This is a genomic window from Streptomyces sp. NPDC004031 (assembly GCF_053604375.1).
Genome location: NZ_JBSGHL010000020.1, coordinates 74,218 through 89,830 on the forward strand (window position 1 = coordinate 74,218; position 15,613 = coordinate 89,830).

6 protein-coding genes are annotated in these 15,613 nt (G+C 75.6%); 1 reads left to right on the plus strand and 5 read right to left on the minus strand.

What is annotated here, in order from left to right; genetic code table 11:
- Positions 1 to 366: 366 nt before the first annotated feature.
- Positions 367 to 2,511, plus strand: a complete 2,145-nt coding sequence (locus tag ACWERV_RS15535) for a DEAD/DEAH box helicase (RefSeq protein ID WP_452933085.1) — start codon at positions 367 to 369, stop codon at positions 2,509 to 2,511.
- A 12-nt stretch (positions 2,512 to 2,523) separates the two neighbouring features.
- Here ACWERV_RS15535 and ACWERV_RS15540 read toward each other — a convergent pair whose 3' ends face one another.
- Genes ACWERV_RS15540 through ACWERV_RS15560 form a run of 5 tightly spaced genes read right to left on the minus strand, consistent with a single transcriptional unit; the run spans position 2,524 to position 15,372 of the window.
- Positions 2,524 to 4,368, minus strand: coding sequence for a hypothetical protein (locus ACWERV_RS15540; RefSeq protein WP_452933087.1), 1,845 nt, complete (start codon positions 4,366 to 4,368; stop codon positions 2,524 to 2,526).
- Positions 4,365 to 8,168 (minus strand): vWA domain-containing protein, encoded by a 3,804-nt coding sequence (locus tag ACWERV_RS15545; protein ID WP_452933089.1) that lies wholly within the window; start codon positions 8,166 to 8,168, stop codon positions 4,365 to 4,367. Before ACWERV_RS15545 ends, ACWERV_RS15540 begins: the two co-directional genes overlap by 4 nt.
- 3 nt (positions 8,169 to 8,171) lie before the next feature.
- Positions 8,172 to 9,395, minus strand: coding sequence for an ATP-binding protein (locus ACWERV_RS15550; protein WP_452933091.1), 1,224 nt, complete (start codon positions 9,393 to 9,395; stop codon positions 8,172 to 8,174).
- Positions 9,392 to 14,515 carry a hypothetical protein gene (locus tag ACWERV_RS15555; protein WP_452933093.1) on the minus strand — a complete coding sequence of 1,708 codons (5,124 nt, stop codon included), beginning with the start codon at positions 14,513 to 14,515 and terminating at the stop codon, positions 9,392 to 9,394. Before ACWERV_RS15555 ends, ACWERV_RS15550 begins: the two co-directional genes overlap by 4 nt.
- Positions 14,512 to 15,372: a DUF4132 domain-containing protein gene (locus ACWERV_RS15560; protein WP_452933095.1), complete on the minus strand. Its 861-nt coding sequence runs from the start codon at positions 15,370 to 15,372 to the stop codon at positions 14,512 to 14,514. Before ACWERV_RS15560 ends, ACWERV_RS15555 begins: the two co-directional genes overlap by 4 nt.
- Positions 15,373 to 15,613: the final 241 nt, after the last annotated feature.

The following is a 15,613-nucleotide window of genomic DNA, read 5'->3' on the forward strand; positions in this document are numbered from 1 at the left end:
TGCCGGGTCGGGCGCAGCTGTGTGTCCGTAGTGAGTCCTCGGTCCCGCATGCGGTGACAGCGTTCGGCCGGGCGGCGCGGTCGGTGATCTCGGCCTCGACCTCCTCGGGGGTGAGAGCTTCGTTGTCGGTCTCGAAGTGGGTGACGACATCCCGCAGCTTGTCCGTGGCGACCCTCTTCTTGAGAGTCTCGGTGGCATAGGCGAAGAAGCCGCCGGGCGCCCGGGGATTGTGTAATGACTTCCCCGGCTTTCGGTACACCCGCGGGGATTCGCGACGCCTGTCGAGGCGCGGTGGGAGGATGCGGGGAGGGCCGGAGAGGGGCGGGGAGCGTGGGGCGCGGGGAGCGGAACACCGTCGCGGGGGGAATGCGACTGCTTGAGGCGGCTCAGGCAGTGGTCGGTGACCACGGAAGGGCAGTGGAGGCGGTACGGGCGGCGCTGAAGCCGATGCACGATGCGGCGGTGAAGCGGGAACTGGACACCATCCCCGTCGCGCGGCTGCAGGACGTCACCGAAGGACGGCTGCGGCTGGGGGGCGTAGAGAAGAGCGGGCTGCGCACCCTGGGCAGTGTTCTCGAAGCGGGCCCTTACCGCTTGCGGCAGATTCCCGGTGTCGGGCAGCGCACCGTCGACCAGATGCTCGCCGCCGCCCGCCGGCTTGCCGAGGCTGTGCACGAGACCGTGGCCGTCCATATCGACGTGGACCGGCCGGAGCCGCGCACCACCGCGCTCGTCATGGCCCTGCACGTCCTGGTGGAGGCCGGCCCGGACGCCCGGAGGGCGGTCGACAAGGCCACCGTCCTGGCGGAACGGCTCGGCCCGTTGCTGGCCGACGCGAGGCCCGCCGCGGGAAAGGTCAGGATGCTGCTGGCCGGCCGGGAGAAGAAGGCTCGCGCGTGGGCGGCGGTCGCCGAGATCCGGTCGCTGGTGGACGAGGCGGATCGGGCCGGTCTGCCCGAGTCGATCGCCCAGGCGTCGGTGGACCTGCTTCGGGGGCCCTCGTCCGACGTCGCGGCCTGGGTGGACTTCGAACTCCACTCCGCGGAGTACTACAGCCTGCTCGCCGAGATCTCCGGGCGGCAACCGGACGCGGCTGCCGCGGAAGGTTTCCTGCCGGACGAGATCGCGGAGCGGGTAAGGACCCAGGACCTCGACGACACGCACCGGCGGGTCTCCCTGCGCGGTTACCAGGCGTTCGGCGCACGGTTCGCACTTGCACAGCGCAAGGTGATACTCGGCGACGAAATGGGCCTCGGGAAGACCATCCAGGCGATCGCCGTCCTCGCCCACCTGGCTGCCGAGGGACAGACTCACTTCATGGTCGTCTGCCCGGCGAGCGTCCTCGTGAACTGGACTCGGGAGATCGAGGACCGAAGCGCCCTGCGCGTCGTATTGCTGCACGGTCCCGACCGGCATTACGCGTTCGCCGACTGGAAGGGGCGGGGCGGGGTGGGGGTGACCACGTTCGACGCCCTGCGCGGATTTCCGGCGCCGGGCGGCGGCGAGGTCGGGCTCCTCGTCGTCGACGAAGCGCACTCCGTGAAGAACCCGAAGACCAAGCGGTCTCAGTCGGTCGCCCTGTGGACGGAGCGTTGTGAGCGCAACCTCTTCATGACCGGAACCCCGATGGAGAACCGGGTCGTGGAGTTCCGCAACTTGGTCCAGATGCTCGATGGCGATGTCGCGGACTCCCTCGGTGAACGGGACGCGTTGGCCGGATCGGTCGCCTTCCGCAAGGCCGTGGCCCCGGTCTACCTGCGGCGCAACCAGGAGGACGTGCTGACGGAACTCCCGAGTCTTCAACAGACCGACGAGTGGGAGGAGCTGAGCGCGTCGGACGAGGAGGAGTACCGCGAAGCCGTGCGCACGGGCAACTTCATGGCCATGCGCAGGGCCGCGTACATGCGCCCTGAGAAGTCGGCCAAGCTGGCACGGCTCCGGGAGATAGTCCAGGAGGCCGGCGAGAACGGGCAGAAGACAGTGGTCTTCTCCAACTTCAAGGACGTGTTGGGCGTGGTGAAGGAGGCCCTTGCGGCCGGAACCGCCGGCGTCACTCCGGTGTTCGGTCCGCTGGCCGGCGGAGTCCCGGCCCGGCGTCGCCAGGAGATCGTCGACGACTTCGCCGGTGTCCAGGGCCCGGCTGTACTCCTGGGGCAGATCCACGCAGCGGGCGTCGGCCTCAACCTGCAGGCCGCCTCTGTCGTCGTCATCTGCGAACCCCAGATCAAGCCGACCATCGAACATCAGGCGGTGGCCCGCGCCCATCGTATGGGCCAGGTCAGGCCGGTTCGCGTGCACCGTATCCTCGCCACGGGAGGCGTGGACGAACGCATGGTCACGATGCTGGAGACCAAGACGCGCCTGTTCGATGCCTACGCCCGCCGCAGCGCCGTGGCAGAAGCCACCCCGGACGCGGTCGACGTGTCGGACACCGAGTTGGCACGTCGCATCGTCGAGGAGGAACAGGCACGTCTGGGCATGACGGACGGGAGGCCGACGCCGTCCGACTGAGGGTGCCCTTTCTCACGCTCCCGGGGGAGACGCAGCAGGCGCTCGGGGCCCTTCCGGCTTCGCAGCGGGCGGGGCCTCGTGCGGCGGCTGCCAGGCTGCTGTGCACAGAGCTTCTGTTACGGCGGTTGTGTAGCGGGCGGCGGTGAGCCAGTAGGTGGCGAAGGTGTCGGTGTCGGCGGGGAGGAGGCGGCCGAAGGGGTCGCGGTCGCGTGGGGACGCCGAGGTGCACAAGGTGGTGAGGAGTGCGGCTGCCGTGGGGAGGCCCGCGCGGCGCAGGCGGGTGGTCTCGGGGGTGACGTCGGCGAGCATACCGAGGGCGGCGCGGCCTGCCAGGACCGTCTGTTCGACCCGGCGCTCCAGGAGGTACAGGGGTGAGTGCGCGCCGGGCTCCTCGTGCCGGGGCGGGGCGGGGTGCACGGGGGCGGCCGGGTCCGGGAGGTCGGCGCGGCTCAGGCGGTCGAGGCCGAGGTCGATCGTGCCCTCGCCGGTGGGGTGGGAGCAGGCGAGGAGGGCGAGCCGGGGGTGGGGGGCGGGCAGCAGGCGGCCGATGATCCTCAGCCGTGTGCCCGGCGCCGTGGCCAGCAGTGTCAGGTTGTCGCGGTGGGCCAGCGCGGGGTCGTCGTCGGCGGCGGTGAGCCGGACGGGGATGCCTCCCGCGCCCAGTGCGAGCAGGCAGGTGCTGCCCGGCTCCCGTACGGCGCCGAGGAGTTCGACGTCCAGGAAGAGCAGGTCGCTGCCGCTGCCGTCCGGGTCAGCGTGGTCCGTGTGGTCCGCGTGGTCCGCGTGGCGGGAGGCGGACCGCAGGGCGCGGGCGGCCTGTTCGGGCGGTGGCGTCTGCCACAGGGCGGCGAGCGGCGGTTCCGTCCACGCCGCGCCCCGGGCGGTGACGGCCTTGACGCCCTTGCCCGCGCCGAGTCTGCCGTCCGGGGAGACCGTCGCCCCCGAGACCGCCAGTCCGGCCCGGCCCAGCTCCCGGTGGGTGAGCGCGCTGTCCCCGAGGCGTACGGCCCGGTCGGCCACGCCCAGGGCACGCCCGACGCCGCCGGGCGCCACGTCGTCCACCGTGCAGAGGCGGCCGTCGGTTGCGGCGACCCAGGTGCGGACGCCGCCGTGCCCCGAGTCGGTGACCACGGGTTCGGTGAACAGGCCGTACAGGCGCAGTGAGCCGTCCGGGCGGTACGGGCGGCGCGCGCGGCCCTTGACGGCGGCCAGCTCCGCCCCGGACGCCGTGCCCACCCGGCGTGCGGTGCCCAGCAGTTCGGTCAGGGCGGTGACCAGGTCGGCGGTGCGGTAGGACGGGGTCCCGGCGCGGGCCGCGCGCAGCAGTGTGACGACGGACAGCGCGGCGCCCGCGGCGCGCGGGAGGTGCCGGAGCCGGGCGGTGTGCGCGGCCCGGAGGAGGGCCGACTGGGTGACGGCGCCGGCTCCGCCGACACCTGCCTCCAGCACGGCGGTGCCCGCCGACCACAGGGCGTCCGCCGCGGCACGCTGGGCCGGGTCGGCCACTTCGGGTGGGGAGGCGGGGGCCTGGGCGGGGGCGGGTTCGGGTACGGCCTCCTGTGCCGGTTCGGCCATCGGCGCGGCGCAGGAGGCTGCCGCGCGGTGCACGCACGCCGGGGCGAGGAGGCAGCCGCAGGTGATGGCGTCCGCCGTCGCCACCACACCGCCCGGGGCGTGCAGGCGCAGCTCCGTCTCGTCGTCGAGCGCGATCGTCACCGTGTCCCCGGCGCGGTGCGTCGGGAGGGCGCCGAGCTTGGTGACGGTCGCGTCCAGCCGCTTGCGCAGCCGGGGCGAGAGGTCCTCCACCAATGTGGCGGTGACCTCCGGTGCGACAGGTGGCAACTGGGCGGCGGTCACGCGGTCTTCTCCCCGATCCAGCGGGCCAGTTCGAGTGGGCTGAGCGCCGCCACGGGCATGCCGGCGGCCACGAGCTGCCCGGCGACACCCGTCGAGTAGCGGGGGCGGCCGGCGTCGTCGAGGCTCGCGCACCCGAGGACGTGGCAGCCGGTGTTCACCAGGGCCCGCACTTCGGCCAGCAGTCCGCCGAGCGGCGCGCCCTCCTCGAAGTCGCTGACGACGACGACGAGGGTCCGGGCGGGCACCGCGATCAGGCCGCGGGCGTGCCGCAGCCCGGCGGCGATGTGCGTGCCCCCGCCGACGCTCACCTCCAGCAGGAGGGAGAGGGGATCGTGCACATGGCCGGTGAGGTCGACGACCTCCGTGGAGAAGGCCAGGAAGTGCGTGCTCAGGGTCGGCACACCGGCGAGCACGGAGGCGGTCAGCGCCGACCAGATCGTGGACGCCTCCATGGATCCGGAGACATCGGTGACCAGGATCAGGCGCCAGTCGGCCGACCGGCGGACGCGGCTGCGGAAGACCGGCTTCTCGGGGACCACCTGGACCGTCCCGTCGGCCGTCCGGCGGGCGGTGGCCAGGTTGGCGCGCAGCGTGCGCGGCAGGTCCAGCCGGCCGCCGGGGCGTCGGGTGGGCCGGGCCGACACCGTGCCGGTGAGGGCGGGGCGCAGCCGGGTGGCCAGCTGCCGGGTCAGCTCGTCGACCAGGCGGCGGACCAGGGGCCGCAGCGCCGCGAGGCGGGCTTCGGGGAGGCCGCCGGCGTACTGCAGGATCGTCCGGAGCAGTTCCACGGAGGGGGTGGCGGCCGCCGGGTCGACCTCGGCGAGGACGTCCTGACGGCCTGTCGCCGCCGCTGCGGCGAGCACCTCCTCGCGGATGCCGGGGCCGAACAGCGCGGCCAGTTCCTCGGACCACTCGCGGACGCCGGGGAACGACGGTTCCCGGCCGCCGCGCGGTCCGGAGCCGCCGCCGAAGCCGGGCGGGCCGCTGTGCGACCCCTCGCCGTGGCCCGTGCCGTACAGCTCGTCCAGCGCGGTCGCCAGACGGGCCGCGCCGGACGGCAGCCGGTCGTGGCGGCGGCCGAGCACGAGCCGCCACCGGTCGGCGGGCCCGAGGGTCCGCGCGGCAGCGGGTGCGGCGAGGGGACGCGTGCCGGCGGTGTGGCCGGACGGCGGCGGGAGCCGGTCGTCGTGCGCGGGCGGCGGGACGGGCAGGCCGAGTCCGGTCAGCAGCTCACGGGCCGCGAGGTCGGCGGCCGTCCGGCGGGCCAGCTCCGCCGGATCGTCCCCGCCGAGGGTGCCGACCTGTTCGCCGAGCCGTTCCTCGACGGTGTCCAGCAGCCGGTCCCGGGCCGCCGGGCTCATGGTGTCGAAGCCACCGCGGAGGGCCGGCAGCCGGGCCAGGAACGCGGTGTCGTCCAGTTCGACGACCCGGTCCAGCAACGGGTCCAGGGCGCCGACGCCGACGGTCAGCAGCGGGCCCGCGACCGTCAGGACACCCGTGAGGCGGGCGGTGAGCGCGGCCCGGGAGCCGCTGTCCACGGCTCCGTCCACCCAGGAGGCGACGCGCACCCCGAAGGTGTCGGCGTCCTCGTGGCCCGTGAGCACCCTGACCGCTCCGGCGGCCGCAGCGATCAGCGGGGCGCCGTCGGCGGCCAGCCGGGCGAGGGCGTCGGTGAGCCGGATGCCGCCCACCCGGTCGGCACGCTGGGCCAGTTCGAGCAGCGCTCGGGCGTCCTCGGGCTCCTCGGATCCGGTCAGGCCGTCGACCTGGCGGACCGCGGCCGAGGTCAGGAGCTCGGCCGCGCGCGCGGTGCGGACGGCACGGGCGGAGGCGGGGGCGGAGGCCGGCGCGGTGGCCGAGGCGGTGGCTTCCGGGTCCGGGGCGGTGGCGGTGGCGTCCGGGGCAGAGGGGCCGTCGGGACCGGCCAGGCCCGGCAGGTGGCCGGCGTCGATACGGTCCAGCAGGTCGAGCCCGGCCAGGAGTTCGGGGAGCGTGCCGCTCGCGGGAAGCACGGCCGCCAGTTCGGTCAGCCGCTCGTCGGCCAGGGCGGGGAGCCCGCACGCGGCGGCCTCCGTGAGGCCGCCGATGACCTGGGCGGCCGTCGGGCCGCCGTCCGCGCGCTCGGCCGCGTGCCGCTGCCGCAGCACGCCCTCGGCCGCCTGGGCAGGGGTGACGCCGCGGGCCCCGGCCGCGGTGAGCGTCGCGGCCGTCGCCGGGGTCCACCGCACCTGCCAGCGCGTCGTCAGTCCTTCCGTGCCCGCCGCGCCGGTCACCCCCTGCTCCTGCGCGTACGGGATGCCGCACACCGTCAGCCTGCGCAGCAGCAGGTCGCGGCGCCGGTCCAGGGCGGAGCGCGCCGGGTCGAGCCGCAGGTCGCGCGGTGTTCTCTCGTGCGTGTCCTGCGGGCCCGGGAGGGAGAGCGCCGCGGCCTCGGCCTCGACGGCGGGGCCCAGGCCGCTGCGCGGAGCGTCGCGCGCGGGCCGTCCGGTGCGGGCTCCGACGAGGACGCGTTCGAGGGCCCGCGCGACCGCGCGGCCCGTGCCGTAGGTCTCGCCGCGCCCCAGCACCGTCTGCACGGCTTCCTGGAGTTCGCCGCGGCCCGGGGCGGGGAGGTCGCGCAGGCGGGCCAGGTCACCGGCCACCCGGACGACCTCCCGGCTGTCCGCCGGGCCGTAGGGGTGGCCCTGTTCGCGCAGGTCGGCGCAGATGCGGACCGCGGTGCGGACCAGCGCCTCGTGCAGCGCGGCCGGGTCCCCGGCCGCGTCCAGGACCGTGTGCTGCCACTCCGGATCCCGGATGCCGGCCGGGTAGCCGGAGCGTGAGTCGAGCAACGGGTACGCGTACGGGATCAGGGAGACCGTGCACGCCGCCGGGCCGGCGGTGTCGTCCACGCCGCGCCCGTCGGCGCCAGAAGCGCCCCCGGCGGTCCCGGCGGCCCCGGCGGCCCCGGCGTCCCCGGCGGACGACGGCAGCAGCGCCGGAGCGTGGAAGGCCCCCACCACCACGGCGGGCCGCCGCCCGCCCGCGAGGGCCTCGGCGACATGTCCGCGCATCCAGGACTCGCGCACCAGGTCCGTCCCCTGCACCCCGCCCCGCGCCTCGGCCTCACGGCGCAGCGCCCAGCCGGTGAGCAGGGCGGCGCGGCGCAGCGCCTCGGGTGCCGAGCCGGGTGCGAGTGCCTCGACCAGCCGGTCCCACAGGTCGTCGCCGTCCCGGCCGGTGAGCCGGGACCGCAGCGCGGCGGACAGCCCGTGCCCTTCCTCCGGCAGGGGCGCGGGGTCAGCGCCCGGGGCGGGGGCGTCCGGGGGGACGCCCGCCCACGCCCGGTCGGCCAGCGGCAGATCGCAGGCCACCGCCGGAACCCCGTTCCTCGCCGCCCAGCGCAGGGCGACCAGTTCGGGCGAGAAGTCCGCGAACGGGTAGAAGGCCGGACCCCGTTCGTCCGCCGGGCCAAGTCCCGACCCGTGGGCGGGTACGGCGGCCAGCGCCACCGGGGCCTGCGTCTCCTCGTGGGCGAGCCAGCCCAGCCAGGGCTGGAACTCGGCGGGGAGTTCGACGAGGAGGACGTCGGGGGCCGCCGCGTCCAGCAGCGCCGGGAGGGCGGCCGCCAGCGAGGGCGCGTGGTGGCGTACCCCGATCAGGAACGGCATCCCGGGTCCGGTCGCCGCGAGGGCCGCCACCGCGGCTTCCGGGGCGGCGGGCCCGCCCGCCGGATCCCGCGCCGGCGGAACGGCCGGTGCACCGGCGGCGGATGACACCTCGGTGGCGGCCCGCGGCCCGGGGGTGGTGGACTGGCTCATCCGTCAGTTCTCCAGCACCGCGCGCAGGTCCCACAGGGCACGCCAGGTGGCCGACCCCTGCTCCGCGCGCCTGCGCACCGGCCCGTCCCAGTACCCCAGCAGCCGTGCCGCGTCGGCGGGGTCGTCCTTCCGGACGACGCCGAGCAGATGGCCGGGCAGCAGGGAGAGGACGTCCCGGTCGCCGGGGAAGTAGGCGGCGGCCAGGCCGAGCGCGCCCGCGACGGAGACGGCCTCCGCCGTGCTCATGACCGTGGAGGAGCGTTCGACCTCCCAGCCCTCCGCGGAGCGGCCCTCGCGCAGATCCCGGAAGACGGTGACGAGGACGTCGAGCACCGCGTCGTCCACCTGGTAGGCGGCGCCCGCGCGTTCGACGGCGGCCCGCGACTGGCGCCGGACGAGCGCGGTCTCGGCGTCCACGTCCCCGATGGGCCCCACGGTCTCGAAGTTGAAGCGCCGCTTCAGCGCCGCGGACATCTCCGAGACGCCCTTGTCCCGCAGGTTGGCGGTGGCGATGAGGGTGAACCCGGGGGCCGCGTGCACCTGGGCGCCCTCGCTGCCGGCGAGTTCGGGGACCGCGATCCGCCGCTCGGAGAGCAGCGACACCAGGGCGTCCTGGACCTCCGGCAGGCAGCGGGTGACCTCCTCCACGCGGGCGACGGCCCCCCGGGTCATGGCGGCGAGCACGGGGGAGGGCACCAGGGCCTGCCGGGTGGGGCCCTGGGCGAGCAGCAGCGCGTAGTTCCAGCCGTACTTGAGCTGGTCCTCGGTGGTGCCCGCGGTGCCCTGCACGGTGAGCGCGCTGGTCCCGCAGACGGCGGCCGACAGCAGTTCGGAGAGCATGGACTTGGCGGTGCCGGGTTCGCCCACGAGGAGCAGCCCGCGCTCTCCGGCGAGGGTGACCACACACCGTTCGACCAGGGCGCGCTCGCCGACGAACTTCTGCTCGATCACCAGACGGCGCGGCACCCCGGCCCCGGGCCGGGCGTCCTTCGGCAGGCCCAGGGCCTCGCCCGCGCTGCCCATGACGAAGGTGACCACGGCGCGCGGGGTGAGCAGCCAGCCGGGCGGGCGGGGCCCGGGGTCGTGGGCGGCGAGGAAGGCCAGTTCGGTGGCGTACCGGTCCTCGGGCGGGGTGACCTGGCGGTGCTCCGGGCCGGAGGCCGCGGCCCGGTCCGGGCCGCCGCCCGGGACGGCGCTGTCGGTGAGGGGCGTGGTGTCGGTCGTCATCGGCGGCGGCCCTTCCGGGGTGTGCGGGTGTTCAGCTCTTCGAAGGCGGGGGCGTCGCCGCCGCGGACCCGTGCCCAGGCGGCTGCGAAGAGCGCGGGGACGGGCAGGTCGGGCAGGATCCGGGCGGACCCGGCCACGGGGTGGAGGCGTTCCTTCCAGGTCTCCAGCGGCAGCCCGGGGGCGCCGCGTTCGAGCCAGCCGCAGGGGAGGAACAGGGTGCGGCCGGCGCGGGAGCGCTTCGCCTCCACGACGAGGCCGGACGCGGCGAGTTCCGCTCGGGCCTTCTTGACCCGGACCGGCTTCCACTCGGTCCAGCGCACGCAGTTGCGGTCCGTCGGGTCGGGCAGGGCGAGCAGCATCAGGTAGAGGGCGGCGGCGTCCGCGCTCAGGCCGAGGGCGTCGACGGCCTCGGCCAGCAGGTCCGGCACCGTACGGGCCGGGTCCTGGGCGGGGTGGTGCGGGGAGCCGTCCGGGGCGCCGGCCGTGGCCAGCGCGTCGATGCCGTCGCCCAGCAGGGTGCGCAGGGCGAGCAGGTCGCCGGTGTAGTGCGGGCCGACCGTGCCCTCGACGAGGCCGAACGCCGGGTCGTCGGGGCCCGCCAGTCCGGCCGGACGTATCAGCAGCTTCTCGTTGCTGCCGTGGCCGGGCGCGAGGAGCAGCGCCGCACCGGCCCGGACCAGGCCGTCGGCGTCGGCGCCGCCGGTCTCGGGGAGGCCGTGGGCGGCGCGGACGGCACGGCCGACCGACTCCCCCGACCCGGTCCACTCCAGGCCCAGATCCAGCAGCAGGTCCGGGTCGGCGAGGCGGCCACGCAGGGCCGCGAGGCCGACCGGCAGCTCCGCCCGCAGGGGGTGCCGGTACGGCAGCGTGTAGGCGAGGGTGCGCAGGGCGGTCAGGGCCGAGGACAGCGCACCGTGGGCGTCCACCAGGCGCAGGCCCGTACGGCCGGTGCCGTCCTGGACGGCGGTGCCGTGGGCGAGCCAGGTCCGGGAGCGCGCGTTGAGGATCAGGTCGACGGCGCCCGGGGCGGAGCCCGACAGGTCGAGGTCCAGTTCCTCGGGGACGCGGACGAGGCGGGCCAGGCGCTGCTGCCAGACCTCGGCGGCGGCCCGGACGTCGGGGCCCGTGGACCACAGCTCGGCCGGGTCGGCGGGCAGCAGTGCCCGGAGCAGGGCGTGCCGGTCGTTGCGGGGCAGGGCGTTCAGCCGGGCCTGGGCCGCCACGAAGGCACGCGGCTTCAGCCCGAGCAGCGCGAGCGCCTCGGCGCCGGGCTCCTCGACGGCCGCCGACAGCAGGGCGGCGGACTGGAGGGGGCCGATCGAGGTGGCCGTGTGGAACGCCTCGGCGGCCTCCGGACGCCAGGGTGCCGGGCCCTGCTCCCGTACCAGGGAGGTGAGCCGGGTGAGCCGGTCGGGGGCGATGCCCTTCCGGTGGAGGTGCTCGTGTTCCAGGGCGAAGCCCGGAACGGGGCCGAAGGCGCCGGTCGGGTCGTGGTCCAGGGCGAGCCAATGTGCCGCGTCGTACCGGGAGTTCCAGCCGCGGTCGGCGATGACCACGACGGTACGGGCGCCCCTGCGCAGCACCTGGCCGAGGCGGGGTACGGCCTTGTGGCGTCCCGGCCCGGAAGCCCCCGCGCTGAACGGCTCGACGAGCTCCACCTGCCGGACCGTGCCCGCGGGGTCGGCGAGCGGGCCCGCGGCGAGGGCTTCCAGCAGTACGAGGAGGCCGGCGCGGTGCTCGGGGGAGGTGGTCGCGGACGCCGCCCGGTAGGCCAGTTCGGGCAGCGTGTCGAGGAGGGAGGTCCAGGACAGGGCGTCGCCGGGCACGGTGTGCTCGTCCCGCTGCCAGCCGTCGGCAAGGGTGAACGGGGCCTCGGACGGCGTGGGCGGGCCGAACGCCGGTTCGCCGCCGAGGACATGGTTGACGGCGAGGATCTGCCGGACCACGGTCCACCGGCCCTCGGATCCCCACCAGTTGCCGTGCATGCGCTCGGAGCCCCAGGCGGAGGCGTTCCGCAGGGTCGTGTCGTCGCCGTGCTCGGGCTCGTGGTCGAAGAACATGCCCTTGGTGTGCGCGGTGTTCCGGGGAGTGGCCGGTTGCGCGGGCTTGGGCGGTTCCAGATACCGCGCCGCCTCGGCAGCCCGGTCCACCGCGTTGCGGACGAGCGCGGTGACGCCCGCGAGGAGCCGTGCGTCGGACACCTCGGGCAGCACCCGGGCGACGGCCTCCTGGCTCAGCTCCTGTGACGAGGGCCCGGTGTAGTCCTTTACGGCCCGGAACGCTTTGAGGTGCTGGGCGACCGCGGCGGCGACCTCCTTGAACAGTTCCCCCGCCCGGGAGTCCGTCAGCGCCCGCAGGGCGGAGGATCCCCGCTCGTCCCTCGGGCGCAGGGCGTGCCAGTAGGCGACCGGAGGCACATAGGGCGTGCCCGCCGCGTCCTTCCCGCCGGAGGGGCCGGGGAGGACGGACCACAGGCCGCCACCGGTGCCGTCGGTGTCCGCCGGGCGCGCTTCGATGCGGCCGTGGTGCAAGGTGATGACCGGCCGTGATCCGCCGGGCAGGGTGAGGGCGCCGAGCGGCACCGCGGAGCCGCCGCCGGGCAGCGGGTCCGGCAGGGTGACCGTGTGGCCGTCGGGGGTGCCGACGGAGATCCGGTGCCCGTCGGCAGGGGCTGCCGTGCCCGGCTCGGCGACCGTGCGGCGGACCCAGCGGCCGAGGACCGCGCCGTCCGTGCCGAACGGGGTGGTCTCCAGGCCGGGTTGCAGGGGCAGTACCTGGCAGTCCTCGGTGAGCAGCCGGGTGCCGTCCCGCACCGCAGAGCGCAGGAAGGCGGGCAGGGACGCGCGGCCGTGCGTGCCGCTGACCGGGTCGTACTCCAGCCACACCGCTTGCGTGCCCTGGTGGCCTTCCCGCCAGTGACCGGTGCCGTCGGAGATGACGGCGCGCTGGGGCGGCAGGGAGGTGTCGCCCGCGTGCAGGGCCTTGCCGCCGGTGGCGCGGCCGCCGGCGGGCAGCGGCAGGCAGACCTCGTCCGAGGCGCCGGAGCCGCCCCACCGGGAGATCTGCTCGCCGCCGACGGTGAACACCTCGGCGGGGCGGTGCGACCAGTAGCCGCGCTGCGTGCCTTCCTCCCACCAGATCACCAGCAACTCGCCGTCGACGTAACGGAAGGCGAGCGGCCGCCAGGGGTCGACGGCGGGGGGCACCCGCAGGGTGTGCTGCAGCAGAACGCCTTCCGGGCCGACGACGACGGCCCGTTCGGAAGTGTTCAGGATCAGGGCGGGCCAGGCGCCGGTGACACCGACACCCTCCGACCTGTTGTGCCGCCGACGCGCGGCGGCGGCCTCGGCGGCCAGTTCGGCGTAGGTCTCGTCGAGGGCGGGCCAGCCCAGTTCGTCGAGGACCCCGGTACGCAGGGTGGCGGCGAGCAGCGGCACGACATCGTGGCTCTTGAGGAGCCGTACGGCCTCGGGGGCGACGTCCGCGGCCACGGCGCGGAACCCCGCGATCTTGTGGAGAGCGGTGTACAGCTCGGGGAGCCCGCGCGCGGCCGCGTACTCCTCGGCGCAGGCGGTCAGCCACTCCCGCAGGATGCCGGAGAGCACCGGGTGCGCCGCCAGCTTCGCCGGCACGCCGTCGCCCGGCTGCTGGTGACGCTCGCCGAGGCTGCCGATGTTCTGCCGCAGAAGGGCGCGGAAGAGGGGCTGTCCGGCGACGGCGGCGAGATCCCGCGCGCCCGGTGCGGTGTCGGTGAGCCACGGGCCGACCTGGACGGCGGACCACGCGCGGCTCATCGCCTCGTCGTCCGGCTCGGCGACGGGGACGCCGCAGGCCAGGACGAGGTCGAGAAGGTCCAGGTCGGCGTTGCGCTGCCAGCGGCCCTGGAACAGCTCGACGGGGTGTCCGTCGGCGCGCAGCCGGTCGGCCATCCGGGCGGCCAGGTCGAGGGTCTGCGGGCTGCGGCCCGGGGTGACCCGGTGGCGCCGGCGGTGTGCCTCCCAGCGGGCGATCCAGTCCGCCGGGGAGACGGACGGGGCGCGGGGAACGCCGTCGGTGGTGTCCGGGAGAGCGGTCAGCAGGTCCTCGGCGCCGGACTCGGCCAGGAACGCCAGCCACGCCGGTTCGCCGTCCGCGTCCCGGCCGCTCTCGCTGAACGTCTCCGGGAAGAAGCCGAGGAGCCGGACCCGTACGGCCGCGTCCCGCCGGGTGAGGGCGAGGAGCGCGGAGCGGTAGGCCGCCCAGAACGAGGCGGGGGCGCGGACGACCCCCGGGGAACCGATCAGATCGGCCACCAGCTCGTGTTCGGCGGCCTCGCGGTCCAGCCCCGCCGCCTTGACCAGCGCGCGCACGTCCTGCGGCAGCGCCGCGTACGGCGGCATGCCCGCCGCGCAGCGCTCCACCAGCAGACGGCGGAACTGCGCCCAGGCGTCCGCCGGTGCCAGCCGGGCCGCCAGGTCCCGCACGTACTGCCGCAGCGCCTTGACCGTCAGCGCGCCGGCGAACGCGAACTCCAGGAAGACGGCCCGCTGCCGGTCCTCGTCCACGACCAGCCCGTGCACCCGCTCGGCCTCGCGGGCCTTGCCGAAGAAGGAGGCGGCGTAGGCGGTGTTCTCGGCCTGGAGGAAGAGACGCGCCACCTGCTCGTAGTAGGTGGGGAGGAAGTGGGGCACGGCCCGGCCCAGCCGGGTGCCGAGCGCGTCGAAGCCCTCCTTGGCCGCTCCGGCACGGGTCCTGGCCTGCCGTCCCAGCCGCTCGATGTCCTTGACCAGGGCCAGGGCGTGGTGCCCGTTGGCCGGGTCGTTGACCAGCGCCCAGGCCGGGAAGCCCAGCGTCTCGCGGCGCACCTGGCCCACGACGGGGGCCTCGGACGTCCGGGCCAGCCCGAGGAACTCCAGGGCCAGATCCTCGGCCTCGCCGAGAGTGCCGGGCACGAGCCGGACCACGGGGCGGTCGCCCAGGGCGGTGTGCGCGTACGTGCGGGCGGTCAGCGCGTCGGCGTCGTCCCGGTCGGTGGCGCCGGCCGGGAGGATCGCGCCCACGTCCAGCAGGGCCGCCGCGCGCGCCGCCGCCGTGGTCGCAGGGGTGTTCGTCGTCGTGGTCTCCGTCGTCGTGGTGCTCATGCCGCCCGCTCCTCGTCCGCCACGTCGCGGCCGGCGTAGAGCGCCGCCGCCATGCGCATGCCCTCGGACCACGCGACGGGGCCGACCTCGGCGGCCGTCAGCGCGCGCCCCGCGGGGTCGGTCCAGCCCAGGGGGCCCGTCTCGGTGCCGTACGCGTCGTACCCGTCGTGCTCGCCGATCCAGATGCGCGCCTCGGCGGTGGCGCCGTCCTCGACGACCGGGCAGACCGCGTATCCGCCGCGCGACCGGTACCCGAGCTGGGTCACCCGGCCGTGCAGGAAGCGCAGCTCCTTGAAGACGCCGCCGGCGTAGGTGGTCACGGAGGTGGTGTCCGGGGCGAGGCCCGGCGGGCGGCGCCACACCTCGCGGAACAACTGCTCCACGTTCTGCCGCACCTCCAGCTCGACCGCGAACTCCCGCAGTTCGTCGAGGTCGTCGAGCAGGACGGGGTGGGGCACGCTGACGACGTCCGGGGTGATGCGGACCGTGTCCCCGTCCAGATCGACGAGGCCGAGACCGCGGTCGGGATCGACATCGCGCAGGAACCCGGCGACTCCGCCGTCCGCGCCGGTGACGACCACGTCCCGCAGGGCCGCCTGCCACGCCGGGTCGGGCCAGACCCGGGCGAGCACGGCCGTGGGGACGGGCAGCGAACGCACCATCCACTGCTCGACGTCGGCCAGGCACCGGCGTTCGTGCCGCTCCAGCCACTCGGTCAACTGCCGGAGCCCGACGACCGCCGGGTCGTCCTTCAAACCGGCCGGAACCGACTTCAGCCGCCGGCCCTTCCCGTTGCGGCAGACCACTCTGCCCGCCTCCAAGGCGACTTCGTAGCCGCCCGCCGGAACCCACCCCATGCGCTGCTCTCCCGTTGTTCCGGACGGCCGCCGAACCGGCGGCACGCCGATGAAACCCGCCGACGGCAACGCACCGTGACGAGTGGGAGAGACTCTAGGCGCCGCCTGTGACAACGGGCCCTGGCTGCCACGGGACGTGTCGAACGTCAGGACGCGCTGGAAGGCGCCCCCTCCGCGCCTTCCAGCGCGTTGTCGACGGCTGGGTGCTCGGGTCGCCGGTGAGGGCGGGGGTTCGAGGTGG